Origin of the sequence: Cellulosimicrobium cellulans (genome assembly GCF_007679345.1) — a bacterium.
GTDB lineage: Bacteria > Actinomycetota > Actinomycetes > Actinomycetales > Cellulomonadaceae > Cellulomonas > Cellulomonas cellulans_A.
Map to the genome: position 1 here is coordinate 253925 of NZ_VEGH01000006.1, position 13303 is coordinate 267227.

Annotated in this window: 11 protein-coding genes; 4 read left to right on the plus strand and 7 right to left on the minus strand. The window is 77.2% G+C overall.

Annotation, left to right across the window (positions count from 1 at the left end; all coding sequences use genetic code 11):
- The first annotated feature begins 1 nt into the window (after window position 1).
- Window positions 2-1093, plus strand: coding sequence for an adenosine deaminase (locus FS882_RS10370; protein WP_158372967.1), 1092 nt, complete (start codon window positions 2-4; stop codon window positions 1091-1093).
- Window positions 1090-1764 (plus strand): deoxyribose-phosphate aldolase, encoded by a 675-nt coding sequence (gene deoC, locus FS882_RS10375; RefSeq protein WP_158372968.1) that lies wholly within the window; start codon window positions 1090-1092, stop codon window positions 1762-1764. Before FS882_RS10370 ends, deoC begins: the two co-directional genes overlap by 4 nt.
- Before the next feature lie 96 nt (window positions 1765-1860).
- Here deoC and FS882_RS10380 read toward each other — a convergent pair whose 3' ends face one another.
- From FS882_RS10380 to FS882_RS10390, 3 genes are all read right to left on the minus strand, one after another.
- A complete protein-coding gene (locus FS882_RS10380) occupies window positions 1861-2211 on the minus strand; it encodes a hypothetical protein (RefSeq protein WP_158372969.1) in 351 nt (116 codons plus the stop codon).
- Between the two features lie 117 nt (window positions 2212-2328).
- A complete protein-coding gene (locus FS882_RS10385; RefSeq protein ID WP_158372970.1) occupies window positions 2329-4224 on the minus strand; it encodes a phospho-sugar mutase in 1896 nt (631 codons plus the stop codon).
- A gap of 111 nt (window positions 4225-4335) precedes the next feature.
- Window positions 4336-5166, minus strand: a complete 831-nt coding sequence (locus FS882_RS10390) for a purine-nucleoside phosphorylase (RefSeq protein ID WP_158372971.1) — start codon at window positions 5164-5166, stop codon at window positions 4336-4338.
- Between the two features lie 367 nt (window positions 5167-5533).
- Between FS882_RS10390 and FS882_RS10395 the strand changes: the two genes are divergently transcribed.
- Entirely contained in the window at window positions 5534-6946 is a 1413-nt protein-coding gene (locus FS882_RS10395; protein ID WP_262348214.1) for an NAD(P)H-quinone dehydrogenase, read from the plus strand.
- A gap of 49 nt (window positions 6947-6995) precedes the next feature.
- Here FS882_RS10395 and FS882_RS10400 read toward each other — a convergent pair whose 3' ends face one another.
- The 4 genes from FS882_RS10400 to FS882_RS10415 all read right to left on the minus strand — a co-directional run bounded on the left by FS882_RS10400 (window position 6996) and on the right by FS882_RS10415 (window position 12436).
- On the minus strand, window positions 6996-8972 hold the full coding sequence (locus FS882_RS10400) for an endonuclease/exonuclease/phosphatase family protein (protein WP_262348204.1): 1977 nt from the start codon (window positions 8970-8972) through the stop codon (window positions 6996-6998).
- An 80-nt stretch (window positions 8973-9052) separates the two neighbouring features.
- The gene (locus FS882_RS10405; protein WP_158373044.1) at window positions 9053-9562 is read right to left on the minus strand and encodes an NUDIX domain-containing protein; all 510 of its coding nucleotides are present in this window, start codon (window positions 9560-9562) and stop codon (window positions 9053-9055) included.
- The gene (locus FS882_RS10410; RefSeq protein ID WP_410053273.1) at window positions 9559-11346 is read right to left on the minus strand and encodes an acetyl/propionyl/methylcrotonyl-CoA carboxylase subunit alpha; all 1788 of its coding nucleotides are present in this window, start codon (window positions 11344-11346) and stop codon (window positions 9559-9561) included. The genes FS882_RS10405 and FS882_RS10410 overlap by 4 nt, the downstream gene beginning before the upstream one ends.
- A 403-nt stretch (window positions 11347-11749) precedes the next feature.
- Entirely contained in the window at window positions 11750-12436 is a 687-nt protein-coding gene (locus FS882_RS10415) for a Maf family protein (protein ID WP_158372974.1), read from the minus strand.
- A gap of 97 nt (window positions 12437-12533) precedes the next feature.
- Here FS882_RS10415 and FS882_RS10420 point away from each other — a divergent pair, with 97 nt between their 5' ends.
- On the plus strand, window positions 12534-13241 hold the full coding sequence (locus FS882_RS10420; RefSeq protein WP_158372975.1) for a vitamin K epoxide reductase family protein: 708 nt from the start codon (window positions 12534-12536) through the stop codon (window positions 13239-13241).
- The last annotated feature ends 62 nt before the right edge of the window (window positions 13242-13303 follow it).

The following is a 13303-nucleotide window of genomic DNA, read 5'->3' on the forward strand; positions in this document are numbered from 1 at the left end:
CATGACCGTGACCTTCGAGCAGATCGTCGCGCTGCCGAAGGTCCTGCTGCACGACCACCTCGACGGAGGCGTGCGCCCGCGGACCGTCGTCGAGCTCGCCGAGAAGGCGGGCCACACGCTCCCGACGACCGACCCGGAGGCGCTGGCCGCCTGGTTCCGGGACGCCGCCGACAGCGGCAGCCTCGAGGCGTACATCGCGACGTTCAGCCACACCCTCGCCGTCATGCAGCGACCCGAGGCGCTGCGCCGGGTCGCCCGCGAGGCGGTGCTGGACCTGGCCGCGGACGGCGTCGTCTACGCCGAGGAGCGGTTCGCCCCGGAGCTGCACCAGGCCGGCGGGCTGTCGCTCCAGCAGGCCGTCGACGCCGTGCTGGAGGGGCTCGCCGAGGGCGAGGCCGAGGCCGCCGCCGAGGGCCGGCCCATCCGCGCCCGGCTGCTGCTGTGCGCCATGCGCCAGTCCGACCGCGCCGACGAGATCGCCGCCCTGGCGCTCGCCAACCGGGACCGCGGCGTCGTCGGCTTCGACATCGCCGGGCCCGAGGCCGGCTTCCCGGCGAGCGCCCTGGGCGCCGCCTTCGCGCAGCTGCGCACCGCCCGGTTCCCGGTCACCGTGCACGCCGGCGAGGCCGCGGGCCGCGACTCGATGGACGAGGCGGTCGACGTGGGCGCCCTGCGCCTGGGGCACGGCGTGCGGCTGGTCGACGACATCAAGCACGACGACGACGGCGCGCTCGTGCTCGGCCGCCTTGCGCACTGGGTCCGCGACCGAGGCATCGCCCTCGAGGTGTGCCCGACGTCGAACCTGCAGACCGGCGCCGCCACCTCGATCGCCGAGCACCCCGTCACGACCCTGCTGCGGCTCGGGTTCGCCGTCACCGTGAACACCGACAACCGCCTCCAGTCCCGCACCGGCCTCAGCCGCGAGCTGCACCTGCTCGTCACCGAGGCGGGCTGGACCCTCGACGACGTGCGGACGGTCACCCTGACCGCCGCCCGCCACGCGTTCGTGCACGCCGACGAGCGCCAGGACCTCATCGACCGGGTCATCGTCCCCGGTCACGCACCGACCGGAACAGGAAGGCACCGCGCATGACCCAGTCCCTCGACGCCGCCGCGCTGGCGCAGTTCGTCGACCACACGCTGCTCAAGCCCGAGGCGACCCGCGCGGACGTCGAGGCGCTCGTCGCGGAGGGCGCCTCGCTCGGCGTGTACTCCGTGTGCGTCTCGCCGTCGTTCCTGCCGCTGGACGCGCAGGGCCTCAAGGTCGCCACCGTGTGCGGCTTCCCGTCCGGCAAGCACCACAGCGACGTCAAGGCCACCGAGGCCGCCCGCTCCGTCGCCGACGGCGCGGACGAGGTGGACATGGTGATCGACGTCGGCGCCGCCAAGGAGGGCCGGTTCGCCGACGTGCAGGCCGACATCGCCGCCGTGCGCGCCGCCACCCCGCCGCCCGTCGTGCTCAAGGTCATCATCGAGTCGGCGGCGCTGACCGACCACGAGATCGTCGAGGTCTGCCGGGCCGCCGAGGCCGCGGGCGCCGACTTCGTGAAGACCTCGACCGGCTTCCACCCCGCCGGCGGAGCCTCCGTGCACGCCGTCGAGATCATGAACGCCACCGTCGGCGGCCGCCTCGGCATCAAGGCCTCGGGCGGCATCCGCACCACGGCCGACGCGCTGGCGATGATCGAGGCCGGCGCGACCCGGCTCGGCCTGTCCGGCACCGCTGCGGTGCTCGGCGGCTTCGAGGCGGACGGCGGGTACTGAGCCCCGGCGCGCACGCGCACGCACGACGACGGCCCGTCACCCCGGCAGCGGGGGACGGGCCGTCGTCGCGTCCGGGGCCGGCGCGGGTGCGTGCGGTCAGGGTGCCGCGGCCTCGCGCGCCGCCCACCCCGCGGCGACCACCGCGAGGGGCAGCAGCCACGCCGCGCGCGGCCACCGGCGGCCGAGCAGGACCGCGAGTCCCGCCGCCCCGGCCGCCGCGGCCAGCAGCGCGCCGGTGAGGCGCAGCCCGTGCACCCGTGCGCCGCCGACCGAGCACCACCAGGGCACCGGGAGCACGGCCGGGCACATCAGGTCCGGCGGCAGTCCCAGCACCACCGGCCACAGCGCCGCGACGCCCGCCCCGGCGACGAGGGCGATCGCGAGCAGCGGGCCCGCGACCGCGCGCGAGGCGGCGGTCCGAGGCGCGGCGGGGGTCACGCTGTCCACACCGGCACCGTAGCGGGGCGGTCCGGTGCGGCGGGCGCTGTGCGCACCGACGACGACGACCCGCCCCCGATCGGGGGACGGGCCGCCGCCTCGTCTCGCCGCCGCCGGGGCGGCGCCTCAGAGCCCCAGCGCCGCCGCCACGTCCGCGCGCACCGCGCCGAGCCGCGCACGCGCGGCCACCCGCGCCTCGCCGACCGACGCCACCGAGGCGTGCTCCTCGACCGGCACGACGACCTCGAGGTAGCACTTCACCTTCGGCTCGGTGCCGGAGGGCCGGACGATGACCCGCGTGTCGTCCTGGGTGAGCAGCCGGATGCCGTCGGTCGGCGGCAGGCCCTCGCGGTCGGCGTCCGAGCCCGCTGCCAGGTCGAAGACCGCCATGACCGGGGAGCCCGCGAGCATCACGGGCGGGTGCTCGCGCAGCCGCTGCATGGTCTCCGGGATCTGCGACAGGTCGGTGAACCGGGCCGACAGCTGGTCGGTCAGGTGCAGGCCGTGCCGCCGCGCCAGGTCGTCCAGCACGTCCACCGGGGCGCGGCCCTCGGCCTTGAGACGGGCGGCCAGGCCGGCGAGGGTCAGGGCGGCGGAGATGCCGTCCTTGTCCCGGACGTGGGCGGGGTCGACGCAGTAGCCGAGCGCCTCCTCGTAGCCGTAGACGAGGCCCTCGACGCGGGAGATCCACTTGAACCCCGTGAGCGTCTGGGCGTGCCGGAGGCCGGCGTGCGCGGCGATCCGGCCGAGCAGCCGGGACGACACGATGGAGTTGGCGAGCACGGGGGCGTCGTCCGCCACCGGCGCGCCCGCTGTGCCGAGCCGGGAAGCCGTGACGCTGCCGAGCAGCGCGCCGGTCTCGTCGCCGTGCAGCATCCGCCACCCGTCGGACCCCGCGGCTCCGGGGCTCATGTGCGTCCGCGCCCGCGGGTCGACGACGGCGGCGCCGCACCGGTCGGCGTCGGGGTCGAGGGCGATGACCAGGTCGGCCTGCACCTCCGCGGCGAGCGCGACGGCGAGGTCGATCGCGCCGGGCTCCTCGGGGTTCGGGAACGCGACGGTCGGGAAGTCGGGGTCGGGCTCGGCCTGCAGGTCCACGACGTGCACGTCGGTGAAGCCCGCCTCGGCGAGCACCCGCCGGGCGGTGCCGCCGCCGACGCCGTGCATCGGGGTGAGCACGACGCGCAGCGCGGCGTGGCGGGCGCGGGCCTCGTCGGACAGGTCGGCCAGGCCGAGGACCTCGGCGACGTAGGCGTCGACGATCTCGGGGCCGATCGTGGACCAGCCGTCGGCCGCGCGCGGCACCGCGGCGACCGAGGGGACCCGGCCGATCTCCGCGGCGATCGCGCCGTCCATCGGCGGGACGATCTGGGCGCCCTGGCCGGAGTCGGTGACGACGCGGCCGCCGAGGTAGACCTTGTAGCCGTTGTCCTGCGGCGGGTTGTGGCTCGCGGTGACCATGACGCCCGCGTCGGCGCCGAGGTGCCGGACGGCGAACGCCAGGACGGGCGTCGGCAGGTACGGCGGCAGCATGACGACCTCGATGCCGACGGCGGTCAGCACCGCGGCGGTGTCGCGTGCGAAGTCGACGGAGCCGTGCCGCGCGTCGTGGCCCACGACCACGCGGGGAGCCGGGGAGACGCCCTCGAGCTCGCCGAGCAGGTACGCGCCCAGGCCGGACGCCGCGCGGATCACGACCGCGCGGTTCATCCGGTGGGGGCCGCCCTCGACCGCACCGCGCAGGCCGGCGGTGCCGAACTGCAGCAGGCCCTGGAACCGGTCGGCCAGGTCCTCGCGCGCCTCGCGCACGTCGGTCGCCGCCTGCTGCTCCTCGGGCGACGCGCCGCCGGGCACCGACGGCTCGCCGGCCTCGGCGCGGTCGAGCAGCGCGGTCAGCTCGGCCGCGGTGCGCGGGTCGGGGTCGTCCGCGATCCACTCGCGGACCCGGCCGGCCAGGTCCGCCCAGCGGCCGCCCGGCCCCTGCTCGGTCACGGCCGGGTGGTCCTCGGTGCGCTCGCTCATCGACTGCCGTCCTCCCCGGGGCGCCCCGCCCCGACCCTCGTCCTGCGCGGCGCGGACGCGCCGTGGTGCGTACCGCGCCGCCGCGGCGTCCGGGCCGCGGCGGCGCGCCTGTCAGATGCGGCCGACGATGTCCGCCAGCAGGCGGCTGATCCGCGGGCCGGCGGCGGCGCCGGCCTCCAGGACCTCCGCGTGGGACAGCGGCTCGTCGCCGACGCCCGCCGCCAGGTTGGTGACCAGCGAGATGCCGAGCACCTCCATGCCGACGTGCCGCGCGGCGATGGCCTCGATGGTGGTGGACATGCCGACCAGGTCGCCGCCCATGATGCCGGCCATCTTCACCTCGGCCGGGGTCTCGTAGTGCGGGCCGCGGAACTGCACGTACACGCCCTCGTCCAGCGACGGGTCGACCTGGCGGGCCACGTCGCGCAGCCGGCCGGCGTACAGGTCCGTCAGGTCGACGAACGTCGCCCCCTCCAGCGGGGACACGGTCGTCAGGTTGATGTGGTCGCGGATGAGCACCGGGGTGCCGGGGCCCCACGCCGGGTTCAGGCCGCCGCAGCCGTTGGTGAGCACGACGGTCGAGCAGCCGGCGGCCGCGGCGGTGCGGACGCCGTGCACGACGCGGCGCACGCCCTTGCCCTCGTACAGGTGGGTGCGCGAGCCGAGCACGAGCGCGTGCTTGCCGGTGGCCGCGATCCGCACGGAGCGGATGGTGCCCACGTGGCCGACGACGGCCGGCGCGGCGAAGCCCGGGACGTCGGGGGCGGCGATCTCGGCGACGGTCTCGCCCAGCAGGTCGGCCGCGCCGCCCCAGCCGGAGCCCAGCACCAGGGCGACGTCGTGCTTCTCGACCCCGGTCGCCTCCGCGAGGTACGCGGCGGCGTCGGCCGCGACGGCCAGCGGGTCGGTGGTCGGGTCGTCGAGACGGGCGTCGTCGGCCATGCGGGTGCTCCTCGCGGTGCGTGCGGCGGTGTCGGTGCGGGTCGGTGCAGGTGGCGACCCGGCGCGCGGGACACGTGCGGTCGCAACGGTCGAGCGTACCGGCCGTGCCCGCCCCGCAGGACCCCGGAAGGTCCCGCACCGCGCGCGGGCGGGGCGTGGCGCGAGGTGCGCAGCGGCGCGGGTCCGGGAAGATGGACGCGTGACGCAGCCGACCCCCACGCCCGCGCCCGCCGAGCCCGGCCCGGCCACCCCGGCCGCGGCCGACGCCCCCGACGCCGCGGCGGCCCCGCCCGCCTCCTCGACCAGCAGCGCCGCCGAGCCCGCGCCCGGTCCCGTCGACGACGGCCGGCCCGCGCCGCGCGTCGTCGTGGTCGGCGGCGGCCCCGGCGGCTACGAGGCGGCCCTGGTCGCCCGCCGGCTGGGCGCGGAGGTCACGGTCGTGGAGCGCGCGGGGCTCGGCGGCGCCGCGGTGCTGACCGACGTCGTGCCGTCGAAGACCCTGATCGCCACCGCCGAGTGGATGACGATCGCCGAGCGCGCCCCGGACCTCGGCATCCGCCTCGACGTGCCGGCGGGCCCGGCCGAGGACGACGACCCCGCGCGCGACACCGGCCGCAGCCGCCGGCACAGCATCGACCTGGCCGCGGTGAACGCGCGGGTGCGCGACCTCGCCCTGGCGCAGTCCCACGACATCCGCACCCGGCTCGAGCGGGAGGGCGTGCGCGTGGTCATCGGCCACGGGCGGCTCGACGGCCCGGAGCGCGTGGTCGTCACCGGCGACGCGGAGGAGACCCTCGACGCCGACGTCGTCCTGCTGGCGACCGGCGCGACCCCGCGGACGCTGCCCGACGCGCAGCCCGACGGCGAGCGCATCCTCACCTGGACGCAGCTGTACCACCTGGACGCGCTGCCGGAGCGGCTGATCGTCGTCGGCTCGGGCGTCACCGGCGCGGAGTTCGCCGGGGCCTACGTGTCGCTGGGGTCCCAGGTCGTGCTGGTGTCGAGCCGCGACCGGGTGCTGCCGGGGGAGGACGCCGACGCCGCGACGATGCTGGAGGACGTGTTCCGGACCCGCGGCATGGAGGTCGTCGGGCGCTCGCGCGCCCAGGCGGCCCGGCGGACCGGGGACGGGGTGGTCGTGACGCTCGCGGACGGCCGGGAGATCCACGGCTCGCACGTGCTGCTCGCGGTCGGCTCGATCCCGAGCACCGAGGGCCTCGGCCTGGCGGAGGCGGGCGTGCGGACCACGCCGTCCGGGCACATCGAGGTCGACAAGGTGTCGCGCACCTCGGCGCGCGGCGTCTACGCGGCGGGCGACGTGACCGGCGTGCTGCCGCTGGCGTCGGTCGCGGCGATGCAGGGGCGGATCGCGATGTCGCACGCGCTCGGCGACGCGGTGGCGCCGCTGAAGCTGCGCGGCGTGGCGGCGAACATCTTCACCGCCCCGGAGATCGCGACGGTCGGCCTGAGCGAGACGGCGCTCGTCGAGCGGGACGCGCACTTCGTCACGCACACTCTCCCGCTGGCCCGGAACCCCCGCGCGAAGATGCTGGGCGTCCGCGACGGCTTCGTGAAGCTGTTCGCGCACTCGACGGCGGGCACCGTGCTCGGCGGGGTGGTGGTGGCGCCGCGGGCGTCGGAGCTGATCTTCCCGATCACGCTGGCGGTGTCGCACAGCCTGACCGTCGACGACGTGGCGAACGCGTTCACCGTGTACCCGTCGCTGTCGGGCTCGATCGGCGAGGTCGCGCGGGTGCTGCACCGGACCGACCAGGGCTGAGCCCGGGGCCCGGGCGCGCTGGGCGCGGGGCCGGGCGGGCGCGCCGCCGTCAGCCCGCCCGGACCTCCGTCACCAGCGCCAGGTGGTCCGACGAGTCGTCGGCGAGCACCCGCGCCTCGGCGAACGTCACGCCCTGCCCGAGCACCCAGTCGATCCTGACCTCCGGGTCGTTGCTCGGGTGGGTGAGCACGTCCTCGGCGCCCGCGGTGTCCATGGCGCTCACCCACCCGGCGTCCGCGAGGGCGTCGAGCTCGGCCGAGCCCGGCTCGGCGTTGAGGTCGCCGGCCAGCACGGACGGCCCGTCGTCGGGCAGCGCCGCCCGGAGCGCGGCGAGCTGCTCCAGCCGGGTGTCGACGTTGTCGTCACGGTGCTGCAGGTGCACCGACGTCACCCGGACCGGCTCGCCGCCGGGGCCCTCGACCCGTGCGGTCAGCGCCGAGCGCGCCTGCGGCCCGGCGCCGTACGGCAGCTCGATCACCTCGACGTCGCTGAGCTCCGTGCGGGACAGCAGCGCGTTGCCGAACTGCTGGTCCGCGGCCGGGGCGAACGCGACGTGCATGCCGAGGCGGTGCCCGAGCCAGGTGAGCATGTCGGCGCCGCCGCCGAGCACCCAGCCCCGGGACACCTCCTGGAGCGCCACGACGTCCGGGCCCTGGGCCTCGATGGTCCGGGCGATCTGCTCCAGGTCGACGGCGGTGTGCGCGGCGACGCCGTAGTGCAGGTTCCAGTCGACGACCACGAACGCGTCGGGGTCCCGGTCGGCGGCGGGCGCCGGGGCGGCGACCGTGGCGGACACCCAGCCGACCAGCAGGAGCGCGACGGAGGGCAGCACCAGGAACCGCAGGGCGTTGGCGCGCAGCGGGGGTGCGGGCTCGCGCCCCGCGGGCTCGGCGGGCGTGCGCCAGCGCAGCCCGCCGGTGGCGAGCAGCGCGGCGGCGAGCACCACGACCCACGCGTTGTCGACGGGCAGCGGGACGTCGTAGTCGAGCAGGTAGAGCAGCAGCACCACGACCAGCCCGAGGCCGACGCCGCCGGTGGCGAGCGCGGTGCGGGGGATCCCGGGCGGCGCGGGCCGGCGGGTCTTCAGCGCGACGGTGAGCACGACGCCGAGCGCCGCCTCGGCGACCAGGATCGCGATGAGCGCCGTGACGCCGGTGGTGAGGAACGCGACCGCCGCGGCGACGGGGAGCAGGACCGCGGCGGCCCACCGCACCGGCCGGGCCATGATGCGGGGCACCAGCAGGAGCCAGGCGGTCAGCGCCGACGCCAGCACGGTCGCGGTCCCGGCCACCATCAGCGGCAGGTGCGACTGCGCCGCCGCGAAGGCGGGGTTCCCCAGCACCATGACGACCAGCGCGAGGGCCGGCCCGAGCACCCAGGTCCGCCGGGGGCGGCCGGACGCCTCCTGCCGGCGGGCGACCACCGCCACGGCCACGGTGACCAGCACGAGGACGACCGCGACGACGCTGCCGAGCACCCCGCCGCGCCACAGCGGGTCCCAGGTACCGAGCGCGAGCTGCAGCGCCGCGGACAGCCCCGTGCCGAGGGTCAGCCCGAGCGCGGCCTGGCGCCCGCCGCCGGCGCGACCCGCGACGAGCGTGGTCGCCAGGACCAGCGCGGTGACGGCGAGCGAGGCGGTGACCAGGCCGGCGACGAACCGCGGGCCGTCGTGCAGCACCTGCGTGACCAGCCGGGCGGCCCCCAGGGCGACGACGGCGACGAGCGCGGTGCGCCCGGAGGCGGTGCCGGGGCCGCGGCGGCCGGTGCCGAGCAGCGCCAGCGCCGCGAGCAGCCCCGCGCCGAGGAAGGTGAGCAGCGCCGCGGCCCCGACGGCGACGGTGCTCACGGCGAAGGCGCGGTCCAGGACCGGCCCGGCGGCCCGCACGGCGTCGACGGCGAGCACCGTGACCAGCGCGACGAGCGACACCCGGGTGGCCGTGCCGGCGTCCGGGGGGAGCGGGCTCCCGGCCGGCGACGGTGCGGACGCGGGAGGCACCGACGGCGGTGCGGCTTCGGGGACGCTCACGGCTGTCAACGTAGTGGGCGGCGAGCCGCCCGGGCCAACGAACTGGCCCGCACGGACGCGCGCCGGCGGTACGCCCGGGGTCAGGACGCGGCGCCCTCGACCTCCGGGGGCAGGCCCGCCCGCAGGGTCGGCCAGGCGTCCGCGAAGGCGGGCAGCAGCGGCAGCGCCGTGACGTCGTCCAGCGCGACCCAGGCGATGGCGAGGCTCTCGTCGTCCGTCGGGCGGGGGTCGACCGGCCCGGCGGTCACGGCCACGACCGTCGTGTACGACCAGTCGCCGTGGTCCAGGACGTGCTCGCCGACCACCCGGACGGACGCGGGCTCGATGCCGGCCTCCTCCTGCGACTCGCGGAGCGCCCCGTCGACGGCGGACTCGCCGGTGTGCCGGGCGCCGCCGGGCAGACCCCAGGTGCCGCCCTGGTCGCTCCACGGCGCGCGGTGCTGGAGCACGGCCGCCGCCGGGGCGGTGCCGGTCGCGGGGCGCACGAGCAGCAGACCGGCGGCCCCGGCCGTGCCCCAGTGCCGGCGGCCGCACCGGCACTCGACCCACCCGTCGCCCGGGTGGTGCGGTCGCCGCGCCACCGCGGTCAGTCGACGATCTCGCAGATGGCGGTGCCCGCCGCGACCATGCCGCCGACGTCGGCGGACAGGGACGCGATGGTGCCGGCGCGGTGCGCGACCAGCGGCTGCTCCATCTTCATGGCCTCGAGCACCACGACCAGGTCGCCCTCGGCCACGGTGTCGCCCTCGCCGACCGCGACCTTGACGATCGTGCCCTGCATCGGGGAGGTGAGCGCGTTGCCGGACGCCGCGGGACGGCCCGCGGCGCGGCGCGGGGCCGAGCGGCGGGGACCGGCGGCGGCGGGACGGCCGCGGCCGGCGCGCAGGGCGAGCGCGGCGGGCAGCACGACCTCGAGGCGCTTGCCGCCGACCTCGACGACGACGCGCTCCAGCTCGGTCGGCTCGCCGTCGTCGGCCGGGCCCGCGGCGGTCACGGCCGGGGTGCCGGTGAGCGCGGGCAGCCGGTCGGCGAACTCGGTCTCGATCCACCGGGTGTGCACCGCGAACGGCTGCTCCGGGTCGGTCGGGACGAAGGCCGGCTCGGCCATCACCGCGCGGTGGAACGGCACGACGGTCGGGATGCCGGCGATCTCCAGCTCGGCCAGGGCGCGGCGCGCGCGCTCGGCGGCCTGCTGCCGGGTGGCGCCGGTGACGACCAGCTTGGCGATCATCGAGTCGAACGCGCCCGAGACGGTGTCGCCCTCGACGACGCCGGAGTCGACCCGGACGCCCGGGCCGGCGGGGAACCGCAGCGTCGAGATCTTCCCCGGCGCGGGCAGGAACCCGGCGGCCGGGTCCTCGCCGTTGAGCCGGAACTCGAAGGAGTGGCCGCGGGTCTCCACGTGGTCGTAGCCGAGGGGCTCGCCGTCGGCGATGCGCAGCTGCTCGCGGACCAGGTCGATGCCGCTGATCTCCTCGGAGACCGGGTGCTCGACCTGCAGGCGCGTGTTCACCTCGAGGAACGAGATCGTCCCGTCGGCGGCGACCAGGAACTCGCAGGTGCCGGCGCCGACGTAGCCGGCCTCCTTGAGGATGGCGACCGAGGCGTCGACGAGCTGGGCGCGCTGCGCGTCCGTGAGGAACGGCGCGGGGGCCTCCTCGACGAGCTTCTGGTGCCGGCGCTGCAGCGAGCAGTCGCGGGTCGACACGACGACGACGGTGCCGTGCTCGTCCGCGAGGCACTGGGTCTCGACGTGCCGGGGCCGGTCGAGGTAGCGCTCGACGAAGCACTCGCCACGACCGAACGCGGCGACGGCCTCGCGCACCGCGGAGTCGTACAGCTCGTCGATCTCCTCCGAGGTGCGGGCGACCTTGAGGCCGCGGCCGCCGCCGCCGAACGCCGCCTTGATGGCGACCGGCAGGCCGTGCTCGCGGACGAACGCGTGCACCTCCTGGGCGCCCGACACCGGGTCGGGGGTGCCGGCGACGAGCGGGGCGCCGGCGCGCTGCGCGATGTGCCGCGCGCTCACCTTGTCGCCGAGGTCGCGGATCGCGGCGGGCGGCGGGCCGACCCAGACCAGGCCGGCGTCCAGGACGGCCTGGGCGAACTCGGCGTTCTCCGAGAGGAACCCGTAGCCCGGGTGCACGGCGTCCGCGCCGGAGCGGCGCGCGACGTCCAGCAGCTTGGCGATGTCGAGGTACGTCTCGGCCGCGCGGGCGCCGTCGAGGGCGTACGCCTCGTCCGCGACGCGCACGTGCAGCGCCTCGCGGTCGGGGTCCGCGTAGACGGCGACGGAGGCGAGGCCGGCGTCGCGGCAGGCGCGGGCGATGCGGACGGCGATCTCGCCGCGGTTGGCGACGAGGACCTTCGAGATGCGGGGCACGGCTCACCGTAACGCGGGGTGCCTCCGGCGTTCACGCCCGCGGCCGGTCGCGCCACGAAGATCGCCGATCCGGCCAACCGGGTCCCCGCCGCGTTGGAGGGTTCCACAGCGGACGCGCGGCGCCGGGTGCGCGGCCCGGCGCGCCCTTGTCCGCCCCCGACAAACCCGCCGGCCCGCCCGCCGGGCCGCAGCGCGCCTCGCCCCCTCGGCGCCGGCGCGGCGTGCGCCGAGGGGGTGGCGTGCGCCGAGGGGGTACCCGACACGTCGAGCGAGTAGTCGGCGGTTACTCGCTCGACGTGTCGGCTACCCGCTCACCTCCGGCGCGGCGCGCGGCGCGCGGCCTGCGAGGGCGGGCGGCGGGCGGCCGGCCGACGGCGGGCGGTTCCGGGGCGGGTCAGGCGGGGAGGCGGGTCCAGAGGGTGTGCAGGGGGACGCCGCGCGCGGCGAGGAGGTCGCGCAGGAGCGGCAGGCTCAGGCCGACGACGCCGTGGTGGTCGCCCTCGACGCCCGTGATGTACGCGCCGCCCAGGCCGTCGACGGTGAACGCGCCCGCGACCCACAGCGGCTCGCCGGTGGCGACGTAGGCGTCGATCTCGGCGTCGGTGACGTCGGCGAAGTGCACGACCGTCGTGGAGGTGGCGCCGGCCTCGGCGGCAGCGTCGCCCGCCGCGGAGCCGCCCGCCGGCGCATCGTCGCCCGCTGCTGCGTCGCCCGCCGCCGCGCCCGCGCCGCCGCGCCGGTCCACCAGCCAGTGCCCCGTGTGCAGCCGCCCGCTGCGCCCGCGCATCGCGCGCCACCGCTCGCGAGCCTCGGCGGCGTCGGCCGGCTTGCCGAGCACCCGCCCGTCGAGCTCCAGCATCGAGTCGCACCCGAGCACCAGCGCCCCGGCGTGCCCCGGCGCGACGTCCCGGGCCTTCGCGCGGGCCAGCAGCAGCACCGCCTCGGCGGGCGGCACGTCGCCGGCGGCGGCCAGCACCGCGGGCTCGTCGACGGCCGACACCGCGACGGTCGGCTCGATCCCGGCCGCGCGCAGGGTCGCGAGCCGGGCGGGGGAGGCGGAGGCGAGCACGAGGGTCGTCACCCGGCGAGCGTACGGCCAGGTCGGGGACGTACGTCCCTCGGGCGGCACCGCGTCCGTGCCGATGATGTCCGGGGAACTCCCAGGAGGGGATGCGACGATGACGGGCGTGACCGAGGACAGCGCGCGGGCCACGCGCCCGAGCGGCGCAGCAGCCGACCCGACCGACCTGCTCGACCACGACCCGGTGGACGACGACCCGGACTCGCCCGCGCGCGCCGCCTGGCGCCGCCGGACCGCGATCGAGATGGCCGTGTCCGGCGTGATCGGGCTGTTCACGTCGTTCGTGCTGTCGATCGAGGCGTGGCACCTGGCGAAGGACCCGACCGCGGCCCTGTCCTGCGACCTCAGCTCGGTGATCTCGTGCAGCACCGTGGCGCTGTCCCCGCAGGCGGAGGTGCTCGGCTTCCCGAACGCGTTCCTCGGCATCGCGTTCGAGTCCGTGGTGATCGCGATCTCGATCGCGGGCATCGCGGGCGTGCGGTTCCCGCGCTGGTACATGCTCGGCACCCAGGCGCTGTACACGGTCGCCCTGGTGTTCGCGTGGTGGCTGTTCCTGCAGTCCTACTTCGTCATCAAGGCGCTGTGCCCCTGGTGCCTGCTCATCACCGTCACCACGACGCTGGTGTGGGCCGGCCTCACCCGGTGGAACGTCCGGGACGGCCACCTGCGGCTGCCCGGTCGTGCCGGCCCGTGGGCGCGCGGGTTCGTGGCGTCCGGCACGGACTGGTACGTGACGATCGCCGTGCTCGTGCTCTTCGTGGCCGCGATCCTGCTGAAGTACGGCCCGTCGCTCCTGGCGTCCTGAGCCGCACCCCGCACCCCGCACGCACGAGGGCCCCCGGACCGCGCAGGTCCGGGGGCCCTCGT